The sequence below is a fragment of the Porcincola intestinalis genome (assembly GCF_009696445.1).
GTDB lineage: Bacteria > Bacillota > Clostridia > Lachnospirales > Lachnospiraceae > Porcincola > Porcincola intestinalis.
This window is the reverse complement of sequence record NZ_VULZ01000011.1, coordinates 13097-36554: the sequence shown is the minus strand read 5'-3', so window position 1 is coordinate 36554 and position 23458 is coordinate 13097. Positions and strand designations below refer to the sequence as shown.

The following is a 23458-nucleotide window of genomic DNA, read 5'->3' as shown; positions in this document are numbered from 1 at the left end:
TGTTCGACCCATCATAGCATACCCGGGGACAGACTTCTATCCCGGCTTCACACGTTCCCTCAGCGTATTTTTTTCAGAGCAAAATGACGAAAAATTCACAAAGACACAAATTCTTCACCATTCATGCTATACTCACTATGTATGCGTTTCGGCTGAAAGAGGGCGGCTGCCGGCTGCCTCTCCGTCAGAGCCGGGCGAACGGGTAACTGTCAACCACGCATGGAGGCCTTTTATTATGTGGTGGAGTATTCCATTTCTCATCATCTTCCCGATGTGCATCGGGGCTCTTCTGTACTGTATTCACGTGCAGAAGATTCGCAAGGGCATTGCGTACATCGCGACACCGGCCATTATGGCGGCGACGATCGATCTGGTCGTCACCTATTTCCGCAACGGCGGAAGTCCGGTCGACCTGTACGTCGACGTCCCTGTCGCGTCTCATTTCATTACTGCCGGTGAGATTGTACTGATGATCTACGTGACCATCAAGTGCATCCTGGCGAAAAAGTACTGGATCTCGGTCCTTTCCATTGTTCCGACGGTCATGATTGTCAACATGGAAGCGCATCTCGGGGAACTGGGCGGCGCGCACATCAGGCTTGATCACCTGTCTCTTCTGATGTGTCTCATCGTGGCTTTCGTCGGCGGACTGATCACGATCTACGCGATGGGATACATGGATGGATATCATCAGCACCACACCGAGGTGCCGGAGAGAAGACACTTCTTCTTCATGGTCGTCTATGTCTTCATCGGGGCGATGTTCGGCTTCGTGCTTTCCTCGGATCTGGTCTGGATTGATTTCTTCTGGGAGACCACGAGTGTCTGCTCCTTCATGCTGATCGGATATACAAAGACGGACGAGGCTATCACCAATTCCTTCCGCGCTCTGTGGATGAACCTTCTCGGCGGAACGGCACTTGCGTTTGGAATCGTCTACTTTGAGACAGCGACTGGCCTGTCAACGCTTCAGGGTCTGGTCACTGCCTCCCAGCAGGGCGGCCGCGCAGGAGCGGTTGCGGTCATGCTGATGGCATTTGCGGCGCTGACAAAGGCGGCGCAGCTGCCGTTCTCGACCTGGTTGATCGGCGCCATGGTGGCTCCGACTCCGTCCAGCGCTCTTCTGCACTCTGCAACGATGGTCAAGGCTGGCATCTATATTCTGTTTCGCCTGGCTCCGGCGATGGCCGGAACGACGACGGGCTATTTCATCGCAGGAATCGGCGGATTTACCTTCTTCATGACCTCGATCATCGCGATCGGACAGGTCGACGCAAAGAAGGTTCTGGCATACTCCACGATCTCGAACCTCGGGCTGATGGTTGCCTGTGCCGGGATCGGAAGGCCGGAGACTATCTGGGCCGGCGTGTTCCTGATGATGTTCCACGCCATCTCGAAGTCTCTGATGTTCCAGGATGTTGGGGCAACCGAGAACTGTCTGCACAGCCGCAACCTGGAGGACATGCACGGCCTTCTGTACCGTCTCCCGAAACTGGCGGTCTTCATGTTCATCGGGATTGCGGGCATGTACCTGGCTCCGTTCGGCATGCTGATCTCCAAGTGGTCTGCGCTGAGGGCGTCTGTCGATTCGAAGAATGTGATGGTCATCCTCTTCATCGTCTTCGGTTCCGCGACGACTTCTTTCTACTGGTCCAAGTGGCTGGGGAAGATTCTGTCCCGCACGATGCACAATGACCAGGTGAAGGATATCACCAAGAACAATGAGATGTTCTCGCTCACGGTCCATGCGGTCGCGATGGTTGCGCTCTGCGCGCTGTTTCCACTGGTATCGGCGACCTACGTGCATCCGCTGCTGAATGAGACCTTCGGCGTCTACAAGGATGTGCTTTCCAGCAACATCCTGAACATGCTGGTTGTGCTGATCCTGGTTGTGTTCCTGGTGCCGTTTATGGCCTATGCTTCGAGCAAGCGGCTTCACACAAACATGAAGCTTTCCTATATGAACGGCATCAACCTTGGCAACGACAATACCTTCACGGATTCCTTCGGTGAGCCGAAGAAACTCCATATGGCAAATGACTACTTCACGGAGAAGATCGGCCGCCATGCGCTGATGGTTCCGTGTCAGCTTGCTGTCACAGCCGTGATTGTCGTCATGTTCTGCATCGTTCTGGGAGGTGTGGCATGAGAATTGCAATGATCATCCTTTACCTTGTGCTGGCGCCACTGCTCGGCGGTCTTCTTGACGGTATTGACCGCAGGATCTCTGCCCGCATGCAGCGGAGGGTCGGACCGCCGATCCTCCAGCCGTTCTATGATGTCCAGAAGCTTTTCGCAAAGCAGCGGATCGTCGTCACGAACTCGCAGACCTTCCTGATGATCACCTACCTGGTACTGATGGTTTTCACCGGCTGCATGTTCTACTCAGGTGCGGATATGCTGATGTGCTTCTTCGTGCTCTCGACAGCCGGCATCTTCCTGTATTTTGCGGCTGTCGTCACGGACTCACCCTACAGCTATATCGGCGGCCAGCGTGAGCTTTTCCAGGAGATGTGCTGCGAGCCGGCTGTTCTTCTGACCGGAGTGGGCTTCTATCTGCTGGAGGATACCTTTGAGACTGCAAAGATTGTGCAGGCGGACCGCTCTGCCATCGTTGCGCTGCCCGGGTTCTTTGCGGCATTTTTGTTCATCCTGACCATCAAGATGCGCAAGTCACCGTTCGATGAGAGCACCTCCCATCATCCGCATCAGGAGCTAGTCAAGGGTGTCACGACAGAGCTCGGCGCCTCGAATCTGGCGCTGTTCCAGATCACGGAGTGGTACGAGAACATCCTGATGCTCAGCGTGATCGCGCTGTTCATCATCAATAAAAACCCGTGGAGCATTCCGGCAGCAATCCTGGTGGTCCTCGCTGCATATTTCCTTGAGATTCTGATCGACAACACGAGCGCCAGAATGAAGTCCGGGAAGATGCTGGAGCTGTCATGGGCGGTCACGATTGCGGCGGCAGGCGTGAACCTGCTGATCCTGATTCTCGTTCGCTGACAGGAGGTACAGATAGATGGGTAAAGTAAAAAGATCTCCGTGGCTGCTCCACTATGACGCATCGAGCTGCAACGGATGTGATATCGAGGTTCTGGCATGCATGACGCCGGTCTACGACGTTGAGCGTTTCGGCGTCGTCAACACGGCGGACCCGATGCAGGCGGACATTCTGCTGGTGACGGGCGGGGTCAACTCCCAGTCGGCAGAGGTTGTGAAACAGCTGTATGACCAGATGGCAAGACCGAAGGTGGTTGTTGCGGTCGGTATCTGTGCATGTACCGGCGGTGTGTTCAAGGACTGCTACAACATCAACGGAGGTGTCGACACAGTGATCCCGGTTGATGTCTATGTTCCGGGATGCGCGGCTCGTCCGGAGTCGATCATTGACGGTGTTGTCAAGGCTGTTCAGATCTTCCAGGAGAGATCGGATGCGCACGACAAGTATGTGAAGGAACACGGTGAGTCGGAGCGCAACCTGAATGACCCGGATGCTGCAGCGAGAGAGGGCAATCCGGCGGACTTCTTTGATGCAATCACCAAGACATCGGAAGGCAGCAGAAACAAGGAGGCGGAGAAGAAATGAGCGCGAAATTCACCCCGAAGGAAACCATCCGCGTCATCGAGAAGGACGGCCTGCTCCGCGAGGTCATGGCGATGAAGAGCCGCGGAATGAGACTGTCCCAGGCCTGCGCCTCCTACAAAGACGGCAAGTATGAGCTGAGTTATTCATTTTCGGACGACGAGACGCTGGACTATGAGACGCTCCGCGTTGTCTGCGATCTGGCGGACAGGATTCCGAGCATCCATGACTTTTATTCCTGCGCTTCCTTCTATGAGAATGAGATGCGTGAGCTCTTTGGCGTCAAGATCGAGCTGATCGAGCCGGACTACCACAACAAGCTGTACCGGATCAAGGCAGAGACACCGTTTCTGCCGGAGGACGCGAAGGCTGAGCAGAAGAAGCAGGAGCAGGAAATCAGCCTGAGCGGGGCTGACAGCGACCTGGATCTTGCGCAGGCTGCCGCGGACGAGAAGCTTGCGTCCGGAAAGAAGGAGGAGAAGTGATGGAAGAGAGAGAGAAGAAGAGAAGCGTTGTCCCGTTCGGACCGCAGCATCCGGTTCTTCCAGAACCGATCCACCTGGATCTTGTCCTTGAGGATGAGAAGGTTGTGGATGTCATTCCGTCCATCGGCTTCATCCACCGCGGGCTGGAGGATCTTGTAAAGAAGAGAGATTTCAACGAGTATGTCTACGTTGCGGAGCGCACCTGCGGCATTTGCAGCTTCGGCCATGGTCTCGGGTATGTTGAGGCGGTTGAGAAGTGCATGAACGTCGAGGTCCCGATCCGCGCAAAGTACCTGCGCACGATCTGGAGTGAGATGAGCCGCATTCATTCCCACCTGCTCTGGGCAGGACTGATGGCAGATGCCTTTGGCTTCGAGAATCTGTTCTATCAGTGCTGGAGACTTCGTGAGAAGAACCTCGACCTTGTGGAAATGACGACCGGCGGCCGTCTGATCTACTCGGTCAACAAGGTCGGCGGTGTGCTGAAGGACATCACGCCGGATATGCAGAAGGTGATTCTGAACAATCTTTCCGAGCTGGAAGCAGAACTGAGGGATGTGTACAAGACCTTCATGACAGACTATTCTGTCCAGGAGCGCACGAGAGGCGTCGGCGTCCTGACGAAGGAGCAGGTGCATGATCTTGGCTGCTGTGGGCCATATGCAAGAGCGTCAGGTGTCGCCCGCGATATCCGTCAGCTTGGATATGAGGCGTACGGAGAGCTCGACTTTGAGCCGGTCGTATCGAATGACGGGGACAACTATGCGAGATGCGATGTGCGTCTGCGTGAGGTCTTCCAGTCCATCGACCTGATCCGTCAGGCGATTGCAAAGATTCCGAACGGAGAGCTTTCCGTTCCGGTCAAGGGCAACCCGGACGGCGAGGCGTTTATCCGGATTGAGCAGCCGCGCGGAGAGGCCATCTACTACGTGGAAGGCAATGGGACAAAGTTCCTGAACCGCTTCCGGCTTCGCACGCCAACGTTCGCCAATATTCCGGGCATGTGCGAGACGATGAAAGGCTGCAGCTATGCAGATATCCCGCTTCTGGTTGTGACAATCGACCCGTGCATCAGCTGCACAGAAAGATGAGGAGGATATCATGCCAAAAACAAGAATCATGGCGTTCACGTGGTCAACGCTGAAGAACCTCTTCTCCAAACCGGCCACGAAAAACTATCCGGCTGAGCCGATCAAGTACCCGGAGAGAAGCCGCGGACACATCGAGATTGACATCGAGGACTGCATTTCCTGCTCCATGTGCGCGAGAAGCTGTCCGACGGGTGCCATCACGGTCGATCGCAAGGAGCTGACCTGGGCGATCAACCGGTTCGACTGTCTGGCATGCGGCTACTGCGTGATCAAGTGCCCGAAGAAGTGCCTGCATCTCGTTCCCGGGTATCAGACACCGGAGGGTGAGAAGAAGGAGGTATCCTTCAAGCGCCCGGCTCCGGCACCGAAGCCGGCAGCGGCTCCTTCCGCAGCGCCGAAGGCAGCAGGCTCCGCGTCTGCGGCCGGAAAAGCAACGTTGAACGGCGACATCGTGACGATGGCGAACGGAAAGACGATGGATCTGTCGAAGTTCCCGGCGGAGAAGAAGGCAGAGATCCTGAAAAAACTCGGGCTTGATGCCGCACCAGCGCCGAAGGCGGAGGCTGAAGGGAAGGCAACGCTGGAAGGCGATATTGTCAGGCTGCCGAACGGCAAGACGATGGATCTGTCAAAGCTGCCGGAGGCAAACCGCGAGAAGGTTCTTCAGAAGCTTGGGTTAAAGTAAGAAGACCTGTAAGGTCAGACGGCGGAGGGTTTGTTTCATGTGTGTTGCAGCAGAAGGAACCGTCCTTTCTGTGGAGGGCCGGGATGCCGTCGTGGATTTCCATGGCAATGAAGTCACGGCGAAGTGCGGCCTCGTGCAGGTGAAGCCCGGAGACCACGTGCTGGTTCACGCAGGCTGTATCCTGCAGGTGCTTTCGCAGAGGGAACAGAATGAAATGACCGACCTGTCGGCGATCTTCGCCGAGGTTGGCGCATACTGAAGTGGATGAGAGCCCGCGGGGAGATCCTGCGGGCTTCTGTGTCTGGCAAAGCTTCAGAACAAGACCGCAGGGCAGGGGAAACGCAGGATATGGCAGCCTGGGCCAGGGAGGCATGGACATAGCCTGCTTCAGCAGGTGTGGGGAGAAACGGCAGAAAAGAAAGATATGGGGCATCATGGATAAAAGAAACACGGAGCTGCTTCGGGCGATTACAGACTATCTCAAAAACTATGACGGGCCGGAGCTTCGGATTATGGAGGTCTGTGGGAGCCACACGGGAGCGATCGCAAAATATGGGATTCCTCAGCTATTGTCGGACAGAATCCACCTGATTTCAGGCCCGGGCTGCCCGGTCTGCGTGGCACCGTCTGCATACATTGACCGCATGATCGAGCTGTCCCTGCAGCCGGACGTGATCGTCACGACCTTCGGGGATCTGCTTCGGGTGCCGGGGAGTCGGGAATCTCTCAGCGAGGCGAAGGGCCGCGGCGCGAAGGCAAGAATGGTCTATTCTCCATTCGACACCATCGATCTCGCAAAGAAGGATCCGGCGCATACCTATGTCTTCGCGGCGCTCGGTTTCGAGACGACGGCGCCTGTCTATGCACTGATGGCCAGGCAGGTGCTCGAGGACGGGATTCCGAATGTAAAGCTTCTGACAGCGATCAAGACGATGCCAGCGGTCATCAGAGCTCTGATGGACAGCGGAGCACCGGTCAATGCATTTCTGGCGCCGGGGCATGTGTCTGTCGTGACCGGCAGCCGGATCTGGGAACCGCTGGCGGAGCAGTACGAAATTCCGTTTGCTGTCGCAGGGTTTCAGGGGATCGAGATCCTCGAGGCGCTTTATGGAATTGCACGGTGGACAAACGGGCGGTCGGGAGGAAGGGTCATGAACTTTTACCCGTCCGTCGTCAGCAGAGCCGGAAATGAGGAGGCGCAGACTCAGATCCGGGAGGTGTTTGAACCGGTATCAGCCGTCTGGCGCGGGATCGGGGAAATTGAGGGATCCGGGCTGGCGCTCCGGGGACCCTATGCGGCGCTGGATGCCGGGAGCCGCGGCCTGAGCAGAGACGTCCGGAAGAACAAGGCCTGCAGGTGCGGGGAGGTCTTGTGCGGGAAGATTCCGCCGACAGCCTGCCCGCTGCATGGCAAGGTCTGCACGCCGCTGACTCCACAGGGCGCCTGCATGGTGTCTCCTGAGGGCAGCTGCCGCACATGGTTTGAAGGCGGCCGGAAACGGTAAACAGGATACAGGAACAGTCCGGGAAGAAAGCTGCCGGTATCAGACAACGGCAGATGCGGACGGCGCGAAGGCGGATTCAACAGGAAGAAAGCAGGGATCAGATGAGCGGCAGAGTAGCAATGGTACACGGCAGCGGCGGAAAGGCAACGGGAGAGCTGATTGATCAGATCTTCGCCTCGGAGTTTCAGGATCAGACGCTGGATGAAATGGAGGACAGCGCGCTTGTCGCGGGCTGCGGGAGACTCGCGCTCACGACCGACAGCTTTGTTGTGACGCCGGTGAAATTCCGGGGCGGAGACATCGGGCGTCTGGCGGTCTGCGGAACGGTGAATGATCTTCTGATGCGCGGGGCGGTTCCGAAATATCTGACATGCGGCTGGATTCTGGAGGAGGGGACGGAGATCGACCTGGTCCGGGAGATGGCGCATTCGATGGCGGAAACAGCCCGGGAGGCCGGCATCCGTATCGTGGCCGGCGACACGAAGGTGATTGACGGAAGCATTGCGGAGAAGAGCGCCGGGGATGCGGCCGGGAGATATGCGGGTGGTATTCTGATCAATACAGCCGGGGTCGGTTTTGTCCCCGAGGGAGTCAGCATTTCTGCGCGGAATGCGCAGACCGGAGATGCCATCCTGGTTTCAGGAACCATGGGGGACCACCATGCAGCCATCCTGTCGGAGCGGATGAGCATCCGGACAGATATTGAGAGCGACAATGCGCCGCTGACAGAGATTGTCTCAGCGCTCGTGCAGTCAGGGCTTCATATCCATACGCTCCGCGATATCACCCGCGGCGGACTGGCGACCGTTCTGAAGGAGCTGGCAGAGACCTCCGGACGGACATTTGAAATCGAGCAGGAGAAGATCCCGGTGACAGCAAAGGTGCAGGACTTCTGCAGCCTGCTCGGTCTGGATCCTCTGTATATGGGCAATGAGGGCAAGCTTGTCTGTATCCTCCCGGCCGAAGAGGCGGAGGAAGCACTTCGGCTGATCCGCAGCTGCCGCTATGGCGCAGGTGCCGTGAAGGTCGGGGAAGTCACTGGCGATGAGCCGGGCATTCTGGTCATGAAGACCGAGATCGGCGGAAAACGCCTGCTGGATGTCCTGCAGGGAGAGGGCCTGCCGCGAATCTGCTGAGAAGAGCGGGACGGCAATCGGAGAGAATCGTACATGCATGAGATGAGTACAATTGTAAGGATGGTGAATCTGGCTTGTGAGGCTGCCCGGAGGGAGGGCGGCGGAAGGCTCAGATCGCTTTCCATCCGCGTCGGGGCGATGACGGGGATTCTGCCCTATTATCTGGAAAAATACTTTCCGGAGGCATCTAAGGGGACGCCGGCGGAAGGAGCTGTACTGAAGATTACAGAGGTGCCTGTCACCGTCTCCTGCATGGACTGCGGAACTGTCTATGAACCGGAGAAGACGCCTGGACGCCGATGTCCGAGGTGCGGGAGCATCCGCGGGCGTGTACAGACCGGCCGGGAGCTGATGCTGGATCAGATTGAGCTGGAGGAAGTGCCGCAGGAGACCGGGAAAGACTTGTGAGCGGACGCACAGGAAGGTGCTTCCTGTGCGATGGCAAAGTGAATCGACAGAAAGGTGGTAGAAAGATGGCTGAGACAAATGTTGTACTGGACGCAATCAGATCCCGCAGGAGCTGCAGGGCGTACAAGAGCGAGATGGTGCCGAAGGAGCTGATCGAGACGGTTGCAGAGGCCGGAACCTGGGCAGCCACAGGGATGGGCAGACAGTCCCCGGTGATCGTGGCAGTGACCGACAAGGCGGTCCGGGATGAGCTGTCAGAGATGAATGCAAAGATCATGGGCACAACGTCCGACCCGTTTTACGGTGCACCGGTGATTCTGATTGTGCTGGCGTTGAAGAAGCGTCCGACCCATGTCTACGATGGCAGCCTTGTCCTCGGCAACATGATGCTTGCCGCGGAATCGCTCGGGCTCGGGAGCTGCTGGATCCACAGGGCAAAGGAAGAGTTCGAGAGCGAGGAAGGAAAGAAGATTCTGGAAAAGGCCGGAGTGAACGGAGATGAATATGAAGGCATCGGCCATCTGGCACTTGGATATCCTTCATATGAAGAAAAGCCGAAGGCTGCACCGCGCAAGCCAGGCTATGTAAAGTGGGTGGAGTGACCCATTTGATGCGACTTGGCATCTGCCGCATGTTCCCGGAGTGCCGGGGAGGGCAGCGTAAAGCGGCCAGGGGTGATCGGATCAGGAGAAGGGCAGGTCGCGGGTGAAGTACCGCTCCATGAGCTGCTTTACCTGCTCATCGGCCTCCTTTACAAAGGCGTCATAGGTATCGAGAAGCCACTGTCCCTCCTCTGTGAGCTGGCTGCCTCCCCCACCTTCGCCGCCGGCCGCCGGCCGTGTCAGTTTCGCTCCACAGATCTGCTCTGCCCGGCGCACATGCGTCCACGCCTTGCTGTAGGACATCTCCATCGCGGCAGCAGCCTGGCGGAGGGAGCCGAGCCGTTCTACGCCGTGCAGCAGCTCCGCAAGTCCCGGCCCCATGATGAAAGTCCGCACCTCACCTGTCTTCTTGTCCCGCAGGGAAAATTTGTAGGATGTCTTGCAGGACAGGATCGAGGATGGGAGTTCTTTCTCTACCATATCAAAGCAATCCTTTCCGGAAAGCCGCCGCGATGCCGGGAGCGATGCTGGCGCTGTGCAGCCGGCATTGGGAATAAAGACCATCTGGCAGCGGGTCAGGCTTCTGTCTCTTCTGAAAGGCTCTCGGTTTCCGGTTCTTTCACGATTGGTGTAAAGCCGACTTCCTCAAAAACTTGTTGTGCCTCCGGTGTCTGCAGGTACGCAAGGAAAGCCTTTGCTTCATCCGGATGGGCACTGTTCTTCAAAACAGCCGCCGGATAGATGACCTGTCCGCACATATCAGCTGAGGCCGTATCGACTACGGTCAGCTTTGCGCTGAAGGCGTCTGTCTGATATATGATACCACAGTCGACCGAGGCCTCGGAGACCTGAACGGTAACTTCCTTGACATTCGACCCGTATGTGATGCAGCCATCTGATGTAAGCTGATCCTCCGAGAGCCCGTAGTATGCGAGAATCTTCTGCGTGTACTGCCCGACGGGCACATCGCTGTTTCCCATCGCAAGCAGGACTGAGCCCTTCTTCAGGTCATCCGCCAGGTCATCAAAACTCCGGATGTTCTTCGGATTTCCGTCCGGAACGGCAAGGGCAACCTTGTTTTCCAGCAAGTCGACACGTGTGCCGGCCAGAAGCTCATCGTTCCCGTCCGGATTCGTATCAGGTGCGGCATCCTTGTCCAGCTCATTCATCTGCTTCAGAGCGGCGGACAGAAAGAGATCGCAGTCCGAGCCTTCCAGAATCTGTGTTTCAAGTGTTCCCGAGGAATCAAAGTTGAAGGAAATGGCGATTTCCGGATGTTTCTGTTCATACGTCTCTGCCAGCTTCGTGAGCGTCTCTGTCATGGAAGCTGCCGCAAACACGGTCAGCTCCGTCTGTTCGGTTCGGTGCCCACCCTTCTCAGATTCTTCTGTCTCCCCTGCCGCGGCTGACAGTACAAAGCCGGAAGCAAGTGCCGTGCAGAGCAGAACCGATCCGAAAGCCATTCTCCAACGTTTGCGCATCGTGAAACCTCCTCTCTGAAATGTCGTACCATGCGTTATTCTTTAAAAAATATAACGATGCGTTCATTATAGAGAATGTGTCCCCATTTTGCAAGACGGACGATTGCGGGATCAGCGGGCGGTATGGGAGGAGGCAGGTCCCTGCCATTCGTGCAGAGTGACGACGGGAGGCATACAATCAGAACGTATCCCTGCAGATCCGGGGCTTGCCGGGATATGATACAATAGCTGGAAATTATGCAGATCAGAGGGGCTGACGGCAAGACGACCGGTCAGGCGATGCAGAGGGCTCATACATGCGGATCAGAGATCAGGCAGCCAGCGGGAGAGCATTTGCCACGAAGTGTCGAAGCTGGAGTCCGGATTGCTCTGGTGCGCGGAGAGAAAGGGAGGATGCAGACAGAATGCAGAGCGAAGACAATCCAATCTACAGAGATGTACCGATTCCGGACAGGAACCGCGAAAGTCTTCGCCAGCGGTATCCTGAGGGGGACAGCGGGAGACAGATCCGGCCTGTGCGTGAACACGCAGCGCAGAGCAGCGGACAGATCTGGGGAGGAAAAGACGAGGAACTGCGGCGCATGATCCTGGCAGGCAGAGCGCCGGAGTTGCAGCGCAGGCTCCAGGAACGCGGGAAACAGGAGCGGTCGTACCTGGAGACAGTGAATGCCTGCCGCAGGCGGATGCGTGAGATACTGAGTCCGGACAGGAAGGAATCAGCGGAGGATGGATTCCAGGTCCTGAAAAGCATGGGGGACGCAGACTCTGGCTGGAACGGGGAGTCGGTTTTCGACCCGGACAGCATCCGGACAGCTCTGCAATACTATGTCATCACGGCAGATCTTCCAAGATCATATGTTGCAGAGGTTTTTGAGAAGGAAATCGCGGAGGATGAGCGGATCCTTGCGCTGATGCTGTACCAGGAAGCGGAAACGGACCAGCTCTATGAGTCCATATCCGAATTTGGCAGATACAGGGGGAGCAAGTCGGCGTTTTTCCGGGCACACGAGGAGGATATGAAGGCGGTACTCGTGCGCGTCTACCGCACCTGGGCGGATATGTACCAGTCAGAACATGGACGTGCACTCGCGGACGAGCTGGCCGGGAAGAGTGAGACGAGACCCTGGCTGCTGAGCCGGGTCAGATCCGGGGAAAATGTGGCGGCGGACCGAAAAAAGGACCGCATCTTTCTTGTGGATCCGCTTCTGGTCTACTGGTGCCGGCGGGGAAACTGGACCATCACGCAGTATTTCCCAAGGTTGTTCGGGAGCAGACTTCTTCAGAAAACACTGGGAGAGGTCTGCAGAGAAACGGAGCGGCAGATGAGAGCGACAGCCAGGTATCGGAACCTGAAACCGGGGACGCTGGATGAGAAACTGAGGAAGCTGGTGGAACGGACGGTTCAGGAGTATCTCAGAGATCGGGCGAAGGAGCAGGCGAAGGCTGCCCGGCAGGAGATCCGGCTCGATCTGGGGAAGCTCAGCGCAATCCGCTCTGATGCAGATTATACGAGAGATCAGCTTCTTGATGGCATCGAGGATGAAACAGATTTGGCCGCAGCCTTTCCGTCTCCCCGGCCCCGACAGGCTGAATCTGTACAGACATCCGCCCGGCAGCCTGGCTCCGCTGACGCAGTGCCGGCGCAGGCCTCTCAGGCGCATCAGCCCGCCGACAACACGGCCGGTTCAGCACAGACATCCGCCCGGCAGCCTGGCTCCGCTGACGCAGTGCCGGCGCAGGCCTCTCAGGCGCATCAGCCCGCTGACAACACGGCTGATGAAGCCACCCGGCCATCCGAGTCTGCCGTTGCAGCACCGCAGCAGTGCCGCGTGTCAGAGCAGGCAGACTTCGGGCTCTCTGCGGAGGAGACTGATATTCTGCGCATTCTCTTTACAGGAGAGAATCCTGCATCGTATATCAGAGCGCACCATCTGTATCCGGCTGTCGTCGCAGATTCCATCAATGAAAAACTGTTTGAAGAAATCGGAGACTCGGCTGTGACGGAGGAGGACGGAACGCTCTCACTGATCGAGGACTATCTCGATGATCTCAGGTTACTTCTGCCGCAATAAAAGCATTGGCAGAATATTCCTGTATGAGTTTCTGCACCATGTAAGCTAGGCAGGTATGAATACCTTGCCGAGATGGGATAAGACTTCATTAAAATAATGACATAGCAATTCATTCAATTCATCCGGTGTCTCCTGCATACCTCTTTCAATCCATTCCTCAATCCATCCACTGATTCCGTCCGCAAAGAATACTTTTTGATAAGCATCGTCATTGGGGAGTTTCCCTGTTAATCCGATTTTCTCGCGGAGAGATACCCGTAAAATGGCATCTCTTCCAGTTTTATGAAGTACTTCATAAAAAGTCTGGTGTTTCTTTATGTGGTTGAACAGGCTTTCGAATACGTTCCATGGTTTTGCGCCGGGATCTGATTCTAATTCTTTTGCCCATTCCTTGATCAGAAATTGTGCATGCCGCTCCAGAATTTCTTCTTTACTCTGAAAATGGCGATAGAAGGAAGCGCGTCCGACACCCGCCCTGACACAGAGCTCCCGAACGGATATTTCATCCAAAGACATGCTTTTCAGTAATTCAATCAGGGTTTCTGCAAGCTGCTGTTCAACATAATATACCTTATTAAAGTCATTCTGCATGAGTCATTTCGTACCTTTCTGTCCCATTATATTTGAGACACTTGTCTCAAATATTTTCTTATGATAAAGTTTCCGAAAAGGAAAGGCAAGGAATATTATGAGAAAACATCGTTTGTTAAGAATCATAGGCATAATTGTGAGCATAGTTGCTGCAACTGCGGGTGCAGGGATACTAGCCGTAGCCATTCATCCTCAGCTTGCGGTAGGTGGGATTCAGAAGCTGATGTATCAGAAGAATCCTGTGAATACGTATGCACCTTTGCATGAACCATCTGAAGGAACGACAGAATCTGGACTTTACAAGATAACAGACCGCGAGTATGGTACCGAATATCCGAACAGTTTTCTGGACATCACTTATCCTTCGGAGGATGTCAAAGAGAAGCATCCGACACTGTTTTATTTTCATGGCGGCGGTTTCTTCGGCGGCAGTAAGGATATGGGCGATCCGATGGCTGCTACTGAGGCGACCGCATTGCTGGACGATCTGTGCGCGGCGGGCTATACAATCGTCAATGTCGACTATGCGCTGGTGCCGGATTACCATTTTCCGGTTCCGCTCATTCAGGCAAGTCAGGCATTTGCATGGGCGAAGGAGCATGCGGATGAATATCATCTGGACATGGAGCATGTTATAATCATGGGATCCTCTGCTGGCGCAATCATGGCATCCCAGATGGGAAGCGTGATCACGAACAGTGATTATGCGGATCTTATCGGCGTTACGCCATCCCTGTCTACAGATCAGGTGAAGGCTGTTGTAATTGATGATGCGCCGCTGGATTATGATACGTTTTCTTTTGCATGCAGGCTGCTGATCGGAAACTATGTCAAAGGAACCACGTTTCTTTCGAAAGAGGATAAATCGCGTTATAACAACATTCTGCATGTGACAGGCACCTATCCACCTTCATTCCTGCTTGGAAGCGAATATAGGACCGATATGAATGAAATGCACGATGCGCTTGAGAAGGCGGGGGTGGTGAATGAACTCGTTGATCCGCTGAAGGAAGAGGGAAAAAAGATGCCGCATTGCTTTGTCGCTGAAGAGAGAACAGATCCCACTGCCCAGAAAGCGTTTCTGAGATTGACTGACTTCCTGAAAAAACATTGTTTTTAATCTGAAGAGGGAAACGGAATGAGATACATATTTGAAAATCTGAAGCAGTACTGGCGTTCTGTACTGCTGCTCGCTGTGCTTTTGGTTGTCCAGGGCTTCTGCGAGATGTCCATGCCGCAGTACACGCAGAACATCATCGATGTGGGCATTCAGAACAAAGGACTTGAGCACATCACACCGTCCAGCATCACGGCAGGAGAGTTTGAGGCGGCGCAGATCTTCATGGACGATGCGCAGAAACGGGTATGGACGGATGCCTATGAGAAAGACGGGGATCACTATTCCCTTCAGAACCTCAGTAGAGAGAAGCTGAAGGAGCTGGATGGAGACCTCCTGACACCGCTGGTGATGGCTTACCAGCTCGGGCATATGTCGGAGGAATCGTTCCGCACGATGATGAAGACCCAGGCAGAGAACGCTCTTCAGTCACAGAAGCTGAAGGGCGCGCTTCTGGATGCTGCAAAGAAGCAGGCAGACCGTCTGGATTCAATGTCAGTGAAGGAGATCGCCGATGCATATGGCCTGGATATCACCACCTTCGAGGCAGAGGATGAAAAGGGAAATGCATCTACATATGTCGATGTAAGACCGGCAATTCAGAAGATGATTGACAGCGGCCGGATGAGCGAAGACAGCCTCAGCCAGATGAAGAAGCAGATCACGGACACCATCAGTCAGACGGGCTCCCAGACCATGCGCGCGATGGCGATCCGGTATGCCGCGGAGGCGGACAAGGCCGCCGGGACCGATATCGACAAGATACAAAGGCAGTATCTGTGGCTCAGCGGCGGGCGGATGATTCTGATGGCACTCCTGATGGGAGCGGCCGCCGTGGCTGTATCATTTGTCGCGTCCAGGGTTGGCGCTGCTGTCGGGAGAGACCTTCGCCTGAAGGTTTTCGGGAATGTCATCGGGTACTCGAACGCAGAGATGGATCATTTTCAGACCTCCTCCCTGATCACCAGGGCGACCAATGATGTCCAGCAGGTCCAGATGGTCACGACGATGATGCTCCGGATGGTGCTCTATGCGCCGGTGCTGGCAGTCTGGGGAATCGTGAAGGTCTATCAGTCCCATGCCAACATGAGCTGGGTGATTCTGCTGGGGATCGCAGTGATTGTGGGTATCATCCTCACGCTTGTCGTGCTGGCGATGCCGAAGTTCAAGAGTATGCAGAAGCTGGTGGACCGGCTGAATCTGGTTTCCAGAGAGATCCTGACCGGACTGATGGTGGTTCGGGCATTCGGAAGGGAGAAGACAGAGGAGGAGCGTTTTGACGATGCCAACACCGATCTGATGCGCACACAGCTCTTCACGAACCGCGTTATGACCTTCATGATGCCGTCGATGATGTTCATCATGAGCGGGCTCGGTGTTCTGATCACCTGGGTGGCTGCGCACCGCGTCGATGCCGGGACGCTCCAGGTCGGCGCGATGACCTCCTTCATCACCTATGCGATGATCATCATTTCCTCGTTCATGATTCTGACGGCGATGTCGATCATCCTGCCGCGTGCAGGCGTCGCGGCGGAGCGGATTCATGAGGTGACCTCCACAAAGTCCTCAATTGAGAATCCGGAGCATGAGGAGATCCCGCAGGAAAAGAAAGGGGTTGTAAGGTTCGATCATGTGAACTTCCGCTATCCCGGTGCGGAAATGGATGCCCTTCATGATATTTCATTCACGGCAAGACCGGGCGAGACGACAGCCATCATCGGAAGCACAGGTTCCGGCAAGAGTACGCTGGTGAATCTGATTCCGAGATTCTACGATGTCACAGAGGGCTCGATCACGGTGGACGGAGTGGATATACGGAAACGGGATCTCCATGATCTGCGGGCGGAAATCGGGTTTGTGCCGCAGAAGGGAACCTTGTTCTCCGGGACGGTTGCCTCCAATATCCGGTTCGGAAAACCGGACGCGCCGGATGAGGCGGTAAAGCGCGCGGCTCAGATCGCACAGGCAGATGATTTCATCATGGAGAAGGAGGATCAGTACAACAGCTTCATTTCCCAGGGCGGTGGCAATGTGTCAGGCGGTCAGAAACAGCGGCTTTCGATTGCGAGGGCGATTGCGAAGAATCCGCTGGTGCTGGTTTTCGACGACAGTTTTTCGGCACTTGACATGAAGACAGACGCGAGGCTGCGGGCGAAGCTCTCTGAGGAGGAGAAGGACGCGACAAAGATCATTGTCGCGCAGCGGGTCAGCACCATTCTGAGCGCGGACCAGATTCTGGTGCTCGATGAGGGAAGACTGGTCGGCTGCGGGACGCACACGCAGCTGCTTGATACATGCGAGGTCTACCGGCAGATCGCGGCGTCTCAGCTTTCGCAGAAGGAACTGGAGGAAACGCGCCATGCAGAATAAATATAGAAAGAACAAGCCCTCCGGATTCGGAAGGGGCTCTGAGGAGGAGGCAGCAAAGCGCGCAAAGGAGCAGCAGCTGGAGGAATTCCGGAAGAGGCAGCGCGCTTCAGCGCCCAAGCACGGACCTGGCAGAAACCAGGTGGTTGAAAAGCCAAAGGACTTCAGGGGCTCATTCGGTAAGCTGCTGCGTTATATGGGACGGTACAAGGCGGCTGTCTTTGCAGTCATGATCTTTGCCGCTGCCTCGACGGTGTTCAATGTATTCGGCCCGAAGATCATGGGACATGCGACAACGGAGCTGGCGCAGGGGCTGATGCGGAAGGTCCAGGGGACTGGCGGGATCGATTTCGGAAAGATTGGACGGATTCTGCTCTGGACACTCGGCCTTTATCTGGCATCAGCTGTCTTCAGTCTGGTCCAGGGCTGGATCATGACGACGGTCAGCCAGAAGGTCGCCTACCGGATGCGCCGGGAGATAGCCGAGAAGATCGACCGGATGCCGATGAAGTATTTTGAGAGCCGCCCGTACGGCGACGTCCTCTCGCGAATCACAAACGATGTCGATACGCTCGGGACAGGTCTGAACCAGAGCATCACGATGATTATTACCTCCATCGCGACCCTTGTGGGCGTCGTTGTGATGATGCTTACCATATCTCCGGTGATGACCCTGATTGCGGTGGTCGTGATTCCGGTGTCCGGTGTGCTGGTTGCCTTCATCGTGAAGAAATCGCAGAAGTATTTTATGCGGCAGCAGGAATCGCTCGGCATGATCAACGGGCAGATTGAGGAGGATTTCTCCGGACAGCTGGTCATCAAGGCCTTCAACCGGGAGAATGTCGTCCTGAGTGAATTCGGGAAGACAAACAATGATCTCTATGATTCAGCGTGGAAGTCGCAGTGCATATCCGGTGTCATGATGCCGGTCATGAATTTCATCAGCTACCTTGGGTACGCAGGGGTCGCGATCTCGGGCGGGATGCTCTCCATCCGCGGTGTGATCGGGGTCGGAGATATCCAGGCGTTCATCCAGTATGTCGGGAACATCAAACAGCCGCTGGCACAGATGGCGCAGGTGTTGAACCAGGTGCAGTCGATGACGGCTGCGGCGGAGCGTGTGTTCGAGTTTCTGGATGAGGAGGAGGAAACCCAGCTTCCTGCTGGTCAGAATGCTGCAGAAGCACAGGAAAACGAATCCGTTGAAAATACGAGTCAGACCAGCGTGCAGGGCGCGGAGGGACAGACGGCCGGAAGAAATGAGCGCGCGGAGCAGGCAGTCCTGCCGGGGAGGGTCTCAGGGAAAGTGGATTTCGACCATGTCCGCTTCGGGTACAATCCGGATCAGATCATCATCCATGATTTCACGGCCCATGTAGAGCCCGGGCAGAAGATTGCGATTGTCGGGCCGACGGGCGCCGGCAAGACGACCATTGTCAAGCTCCTGATGCGTTTCTACGATGTCAACAGCGGTTCCATCAGCCTGGACGGCAGGGATATCCGGCGCTTTGACCGGCATGAGCTGAGGGCGCATTTTGCCATGGTACTGCAGGATACATGGCTGTTCTCCGGAACAATTCGGGAGAACATCCGCTATGGCAGACTGAATGCGACCGACGAGGAGGTCGAAGCGGCTGCAAAGGCTGCCTACGTTGATCACTTTATCCGCACCCTTCCGGGTGGTTACGATCTGGTGTTGAATGAGGACGCGACAAATGTGTCCCAGGGACAGAAACAGCTTCTCACCATTGCGCGGGCGATGCTTGCAGACCGCAGTGTACTGATTCTGGACGAGGCGACCTCCTCCGTCGATACTCGTACAGAGCAGCTGATTCAGAGCGCCATGGATCGTCTGATGAAGGGCAGGACAAGCTTTGTGATCGCGCACAGGCTGTCGACCATCCGCAATGCGGATCTGATCCTTGTCCTGAATCACGGAGACATCGTCGAGCAGGGGACCCATGAAGAGCTCCTCGCAAAACAGGGATTCTATGCGGATCTCTACAACTCCCAGTTTGCGCAGGCTGCGGAGGCGTAACAGACGTGGGGCGTGCATAACCAAAACTGACAGCAGGAAAATGATGGCAGGGCGCAGGCAGGTTCCGGGTGCGGAACTTCTGCTTGACAGCCCTGCCGTTTTCGTGTTACCATCACGTCCATGGTACTTTAGCATGGTAAAGCAATAAAGCGATTTCGGAATCAATCGCGCGGCACCATACATGACAGCATGCAGGGGATGTCGGGAATGATTGAGACGGAATCAAATACAGGATGCAGGGCATCAGGAGGAGTGACGATGATGAAGAAAAGGGTTCTGGCAGGTGTACTGAGTGCAGCGATGGCGGTTTCGATGTCTTTCACAATGGCATATGCGGGGGAGACAGAGGCAGTTTCCGGAACGGAGGCGGCTGCGAACGCGGACGGACTGGCGACAGAGGGCAAGTTTGTCGTCGGCTTTGACGCCGAGTATCCGCCGTACGGATATATGGATGACAATGGCGATTACACGGGCTTTGACCTGGAACTGGCACAGGCGGTCTGTGACCTGGAAGGCTGGGAGCTGGTCAAGACACCGATCGACTGGGACTCCAAGGACATGGAGCTCAATTCCGGCAACATCGACTGCATCTGGAACGGCTTCACGATGAACGGGAGGGAGGATTCCTATACATTCTCTGTACCGTATGTCAATAACAGCCAGGTCATTGTGACAGCAGATGATTCCGGCATCAATTCGCTGGCTGACCTCGCTGGCAAGACGGTCGGTGTTCAGGCGGATTCAGCAGCGCTGGCATTGCTCAGCAAGGATGGGGATCAGGCAGACCTGGCGGAGACCTTCGGTGACCTCCAGCAGTTCGCGGATTACAATACAGCCTTCACAGAGCTGATGGCAGGCTCTCTCGATGCAGTCGCCATCGACATCGGAGTCGCGCAGTATCAGATCAACGGGCGGGACGGATACAAGATCCTGGATGAGTATCTGAACGCAGAACAGTATGCGGTCGGATTCAAGAAGGGGAACACCGCACTGTGCGATACGGTCAACAAGGATCTCAAGACGCTGCTGGATAATGGAACCTTCGACAAGATTGCGAAGAAATATGCAGGGCAGGGTGTCGATCCGACCATGCTTTGCCTCAGGGAGAGCTTTGGCGAGGCTTCCACGGAGGCTTCAACCGAGGCCGAGACCGAGGCCTGAGGGAGCTTTAGGGGGTTCGAACGAAGAGACTGGGAGCGCAGACCGGAGTCTGAGGGATGATGGTGCAGCGGACGAGCGCCCGGGAAGAGCACAGCAGTGCTGCTGCCTGACGGCAGACAGGTCTCAGCCAGGCACCCGCATGAGAGAGCCGGACAGGCGGAAGCGGAAATATGGACAGCATCTGACGCAGAAAAACGGCTGCGGCCGCTTCTCTGCGTCAGTTCTTGTGTTCAGCAGGAGGATATATGAGTTTTCAGGTCATGATGATGCAGCTCGGGCAGGGGATGCTGAAGTCGATGGGAATCTTTTTCCTGACGCTTCTGTTTTCGCTGCCGCTGGGGCTTCTTGTAGCGCTGTGCCGCATGAGCAAAAGCGGCATTCTCCGGACAATCATGCGCGTGTATATTTCGATTATGCGCGGAACGCCGCTGATGCTGCAGCTGCTCGCCGTTTATTTCGGGCCTTATTACCTGTTCGGGGCAAAGCTGGGAAAAAACTGGAGATTCTCGGCAATCATTATCGCATTCGCGGTGAACTATGCTGCATACTTTGCCGAAATCTACCGCTCTGGAATCGGCTCCATGCCGGCCGGCCAGTACGAGGCGGCCAGACTGCTCGGCTACTCAAAGTCAGGAACCTTCCTGCGGATCATTTTTCCCCAGGTTATCAAACGGATCCTTCCGGCGATTACGAACGAAGTAATCACACTGATCAAGGACACGTCCCTCTCCTTCTCGCTGGCCTATGCAGAGATGTTTACCATCGCGAAGCAGATCGCTGCGAAGGAGACTTCCTTTATGCCGTTCCTCGCGGCAGCACTGTTCTACTATGTGTTCAATGCCATTGTCGCCTTTGCGATGGAGCGCATTGAGAAAGCGATGAATTACTATTCGGCATAAGGCGGAAAGGAGAAGAGCATGGCACTTCTGGAAATGAAAAACATCCGGAAATCCTTCGGAGATCTCGAGGTGATCAAGGATATCTCCCTTCGCGTGGATGAGGGAGAGGTCCTCTCCATCATCGGGCCCTCCGGATCCGGCAAGTCGACGATGCTGCGCTGCGCAGCCATGCTGGAGACCATCGACTCCGGCGAGATCTGGTACATGGGCGAGCGGGCAGCCTGGGCGGACGGACATGGCGGGCTGCACTATCCGAAGAAGGCGGAGCTGAAGAAGGTACGCTCCTGTTTCGGACTTGTATTTCAGAATTTCAATCTGTTCCCGCATTTCTCTGTCATCAAGAACATTACAGATGCGCCGATACACAATCAGAAGCGTGACAGAGACGAGGTCTATGCAGAGGCGAAGGAGCTCCTCGCGAAAATGGGGCTTTCGGACAAGGCTGACGCCTATCCGTGTCAGCTCTCCGGCGGTCAGTGCCAGCGTGTCGCCATCGCACGCGCACTGGCGCTGAACCCGAAGATCCTCTACTTTGACGAGCCGACCTCCGCGCTTGACCCCGAGCTGACCGGGGAGGTGCTGAAGGTGATCAAGTCCCTGGCGGACCTGCACATCGCGATGGTGATCGTCACACACGAGATGAACTTCGCGCGTGAAATTTCAGATCACGTCATGTTCATGGACAAAGGCATCGTGGAGGTGGAGGGCAGCGCCGAGTCTGTTTTCAACACAGACAACGCGAGGATGCAGGCCTTCCTTGGAAAACTCAGGCACTGAAACAGTAGTGACATGGATATCAGACCGGGCACAGCGCCTGCGGCAGAAAAGACCGCAGGCGCTTTTTTATGAAGACGACCGCTCATCATCGAATGCGGAGTACGAGATGACGGCAACCGTGACAGTCTGCCCCTTGCAACCTTCGTGAGGATGTACTATAATGCCGTTTGATTGAGCACAATTATTCTGTATGAACGAGCGCCGTGCCCGAAGCAGGGCAGAGGTATCATGGCGCAGGTTGAAGAAAAGAGGAAAAGCATGGCAAAGATTGACATCATTTCAGGATTTCTCGGCGCAGGCAAGACCACGCTGATCAAGAAGCTGATCAAGGAAGTGTTTGCGGGACAGAAGGTTGTCCTGATTGAAAATGAATTTGGTGAGATTGGTATCGATGGCGGGTTCCTGAAGGACGCCGGCATCGAGATCACGGAGATGAATTCGGGCTGCATCTGCTGCTCGCTGGTCGGTGATTTCGGAAGAGCGCTGAAGAAGGTTGTGGAGGAGTACCATCCGGATCATATTCTGATCGAACCGTCCGGGGTCGGCAAGCTTTCGGATGTCCGCCGGGCTATCGAGAAGGAAGCGGAGGAGTGCAGTCTCGAGATCGGCTCTCTGGTCACCGTTGCGGATGTGAAGAAGGTCCGTATGTATATGAAGAACTTCGGCGAGTTCTACAACAACCAGATTGAAAGCGCCGGGACGATCATCCTTTCCAGAACTCAGTTTGTCGATCAGAAGAAGCTTGATGAGGCGATCGAGATGATCCGCGGAAAGAACCCGGACGCCACCATCATCACCACACCGTGGGATCAGCTCTCAGGGAAGACCATCCATGACGCGATGGAGAAGTCTGTCTCCCTTGCGGACCAGCTGATGGCGGAGTACAAGGCAGCTCATCCGGATGAAGATGAAGAAGACGATGATGAGTGCTGCGGCCATGATCATGAGCACCACCATGACCACGACGGCCATGATCATGAGCATCACCATGATCACGACGATCATGATCATGATGATGAGTGCTGCGGCCATGATCATGAGCATCACCATGACCACGACGGCCATGATCATGACGGAACATGCTGCGGCCATCACCACCATCATCACCACGGTCATGACGCGGACGAGGTCTTCACGAGCTGGGGCAGAGAGACAGCGAAGAAGTATACGGATGATGAGATCCGCAGGATTCTGAAGACCTTGTCAGAGTCCGATGAGAACAGCTATGGCATCATTCTCCGCGCAAAGGGCATGGTTCCGAGAGCGGATGGCACCTGGATCAACTTTGACATGGTACCGGAGGAGAGCGAGGTCCGCGACGGTGCCGCAGACTATACAGGCCGTCTGTGCGTCATCGGGTCGAAGCTGAATGAAGAGAAAATTGCGGAGCTGTTCGGCGTCTGAGGACACCCTGTGAAGGAGCAGCAGGACACAAATCGAAAATTGGAGCAAATGAT

Annotated in this window: 22 protein-coding genes; 19 read left to right on the top strand and 3 right to left on the bottom strand. The window is 55.6% G+C overall.

Features of this window, described 5'->3' with window-relative positions; all coding sequences use genetic code 11:
• The first annotated feature begins 235 nt into the window (after positions 1–235).
• From FYJ35_RS10270 to FYJ35_RS10220, 11 genes are all read left to right on the top strand, one after another.
• Positions 236–2149, top strand: a complete 1914-nt coding sequence (locus FYJ35_RS10270; RefSeq protein WP_154526209.1) for an NADH-quinone oxidoreductase subunit 5 family protein — start codon at positions 236–238, stop codon at positions 2147–2149.
• Positions 2146–3006, top strand: coding sequence for a respiratory chain complex I subunit 1 family protein (locus tag FYJ35_RS10265; protein ID WP_154526207.1), 861 nt, complete (start codon positions 2146–2148; stop codon positions 3004–3006). The genes FYJ35_RS10270 and FYJ35_RS10265 overlap by 4 nt, the downstream gene beginning before the upstream one ends.
• Before the next feature lie 16 nt (positions 3007–3022).
• A complete protein-coding gene (locus tag FYJ35_RS10260; protein WP_154526205.1) occupies positions 3023–3589 on the top strand; it encodes an NADH-quinone oxidoreductase subunit B family protein in 567 nt (188 codons plus the stop codon).
• Positions 3586–4071, top strand: coding sequence for an NADH-quinone oxidoreductase subunit C (locus FYJ35_RS10255; RefSeq protein ID WP_154526203.1), 486 nt, complete (start codon positions 3586–3588; stop codon positions 4069–4071). The genes FYJ35_RS10260 and FYJ35_RS10255 overlap by 4 nt, the downstream gene beginning before the upstream one ends.
• On the top strand, positions 4071–5162 hold the full coding sequence (locus FYJ35_RS10250) for a hydrogenase large subunit (protein ID WP_154526201.1): 1092 nt from the start codon (positions 4071–4073) through the stop codon (positions 5160–5162). The genes FYJ35_RS10255 and FYJ35_RS10250 overlap by 1 nt, the downstream gene beginning before the upstream one ends.
• Positions 5163–5172: 10 nt before the next feature.
• Entirely contained in the window at positions 5173–5847 is a 675-nt protein-coding gene (locus FYJ35_RS10245; RefSeq protein WP_235906535.1) for a 4Fe-4S dicluster domain-containing protein, read from the top strand.
• 37 nt (positions 5848–5884) lie between these two features.
• Positions 5885–6106: a HypC/HybG/HupF family hydrogenase formation chaperone gene (locus FYJ35_RS10240; RefSeq protein ID WP_154526199.1), complete on the top strand. Its 222-nt coding sequence runs from the start codon at positions 5885–5887 to the stop codon at positions 6104–6106.
• Positions 6107–6281: 175 nt separating this feature from the next.
• Entirely contained in the window at positions 6282–7352 is a 1071-nt protein-coding gene (gene hypD, locus FYJ35_RS10235) for a hydrogenase formation protein HypD (protein ID WP_154526197.1), read from the top strand.
• A 101-nt stretch (positions 7353–7453) separates the two neighbouring features.
• A complete protein-coding gene (hypE, locus tag FYJ35_RS10230) occupies positions 7454–8488 on the top strand; it encodes a hydrogenase expression/formation protein HypE (protein ID WP_154526195.1) in 1035 nt (344 codons plus the stop codon).
• A 33-nt stretch (positions 8489–8521) separates the two neighbouring features.
• Positions 8522–8896: a hydrogenase maturation nickel metallochaperone HypA/HybF gene (locus tag FYJ35_RS10225; protein ID WP_154526193.1), complete on the top strand. Its 375-nt coding sequence runs from the start codon at positions 8522–8524 to the stop codon at positions 8894–8896.
• Between the two features lie 65 nt (positions 8897–8961).
• Positions 8962–9498 (top strand): nitroreductase, encoded by a 537-nt coding sequence (locus FYJ35_RS10220; RefSeq protein ID WP_154526191.1) that lies wholly within the window; start codon positions 8962–8964, stop codon positions 9496–9498.
• An 81-nt stretch (positions 9499–9579) separates the two neighbouring features.
• Here FYJ35_RS10220 and FYJ35_RS10215 read toward each other — a convergent pair whose 3' ends face one another.
• Together FYJ35_RS10215 and modA are read right to left on the bottom strand one after the other, a co-directional pair.
• Positions 9580–9978 (bottom strand): winged helix-turn-helix domain-containing protein, encoded by a 399-nt coding sequence (locus FYJ35_RS10215; protein ID WP_205839804.1) that lies wholly within the window; start codon positions 9976–9978, stop codon positions 9580–9582.
• Between the two features lie 95 nt (positions 9979–10073).
• A complete protein-coding gene (gene modA, locus FYJ35_RS10210; RefSeq protein ID WP_235906534.1) occupies positions 10074–10979 on the bottom strand; it encodes a molybdate ABC transporter substrate-binding protein in 906 nt (301 codons plus the stop codon).
• Between the two features lie 296 nt (positions 10980–11275).
• Between modA and FYJ35_RS10205 the strand changes: the two genes are divergently transcribed.
• The gene (locus tag FYJ35_RS10205; RefSeq protein WP_154526187.1) at positions 11276–13051 is read left to right on the top strand and encodes a tellurite resistance TerB C-terminal domain-containing protein; all 1776 of its coding nucleotides are present in this window, start codon (positions 11276–11278) and stop codon (positions 13049–13051) included.
• A gap of 45 nt (positions 13052–13096) precedes the next feature.
• Here the strand turns inward: FYJ35_RS10205 and FYJ35_RS10200 are convergent, their stop codons facing one another.
• Positions 13097–13642 (bottom strand): TetR/AcrR family transcriptional regulator, encoded by a 546-nt coding sequence (locus tag FYJ35_RS10200; protein WP_154526185.1) that lies wholly within the window; start codon positions 13640–13642, stop codon positions 13097–13099.
• A gap of 241 nt (positions 13643–13883) precedes the next feature.
• Between FYJ35_RS10200 and FYJ35_RS10195 the strand changes: the two genes are divergently transcribed.
• From FYJ35_RS10195 to FYJ35_RS10165, 7 genes are all read left to right on the top strand, one after another.
• Complete coding sequence (locus FYJ35_RS10195) at positions 13884–14762, top strand: alpha/beta hydrolase (protein WP_205839803.1); 879 nt, start codon at positions 13884–13886, stop codon at positions 14760–14762.
• A gap of 18 nt (positions 14763–14780) precedes the next feature.
• The gene (locus FYJ35_RS10190; protein WP_154526181.1) at positions 14781–17129 is read left to right on the top strand and encodes an ABC transporter ATP-binding protein; all 2349 of its coding nucleotides are present in this window, start codon (positions 14781–14783) and stop codon (positions 17127–17129) included.
• A complete protein-coding gene (locus FYJ35_RS10185) occupies positions 17119–19164 on the top strand; it encodes an ABC transporter ATP-binding protein (RefSeq protein WP_154526179.1) in 2046 nt (681 codons plus the stop codon). The genes FYJ35_RS10190 and FYJ35_RS10185 overlap by 11 nt, the downstream gene beginning before the upstream one ends.
• A 261-nt stretch (positions 19165–19425) precedes the next feature.
• Positions 19426–20325, top strand: a complete 900-nt coding sequence (locus tag FYJ35_RS10180) for an amino acid ABC transporter substrate-binding protein (RefSeq protein WP_154526349.1) — start codon at positions 19426–19428, stop codon at positions 20323–20325.
• 245 nt (positions 20326–20570) lie between these two features.
• Complete coding sequence (locus FYJ35_RS10175) at positions 20571–21224, top strand: amino acid ABC transporter permease (protein ID WP_154526177.1); 654 nt, start codon at positions 20571–20573, stop codon at positions 21222–21224.
• A gap of 18 nt (positions 21225–21242) precedes the next feature.
• Positions 21243–22001, top strand: coding sequence for an amino acid ABC transporter ATP-binding protein (locus FYJ35_RS10170; RefSeq protein WP_154526175.1), 759 nt, complete (start codon positions 21243–21245; stop codon positions 21999–22001).
• 258 nt (positions 22002–22259) lie between these two features.
• Positions 22260–23405 (top strand): CobW family GTP-binding protein, encoded by a 1146-nt coding sequence (locus FYJ35_RS10165; RefSeq protein ID WP_154526173.1) that lies wholly within the window; start codon positions 22260–22262, stop codon positions 23403–23405.
• Positions 23406–23458: the final 53 nt, after the last annotated feature.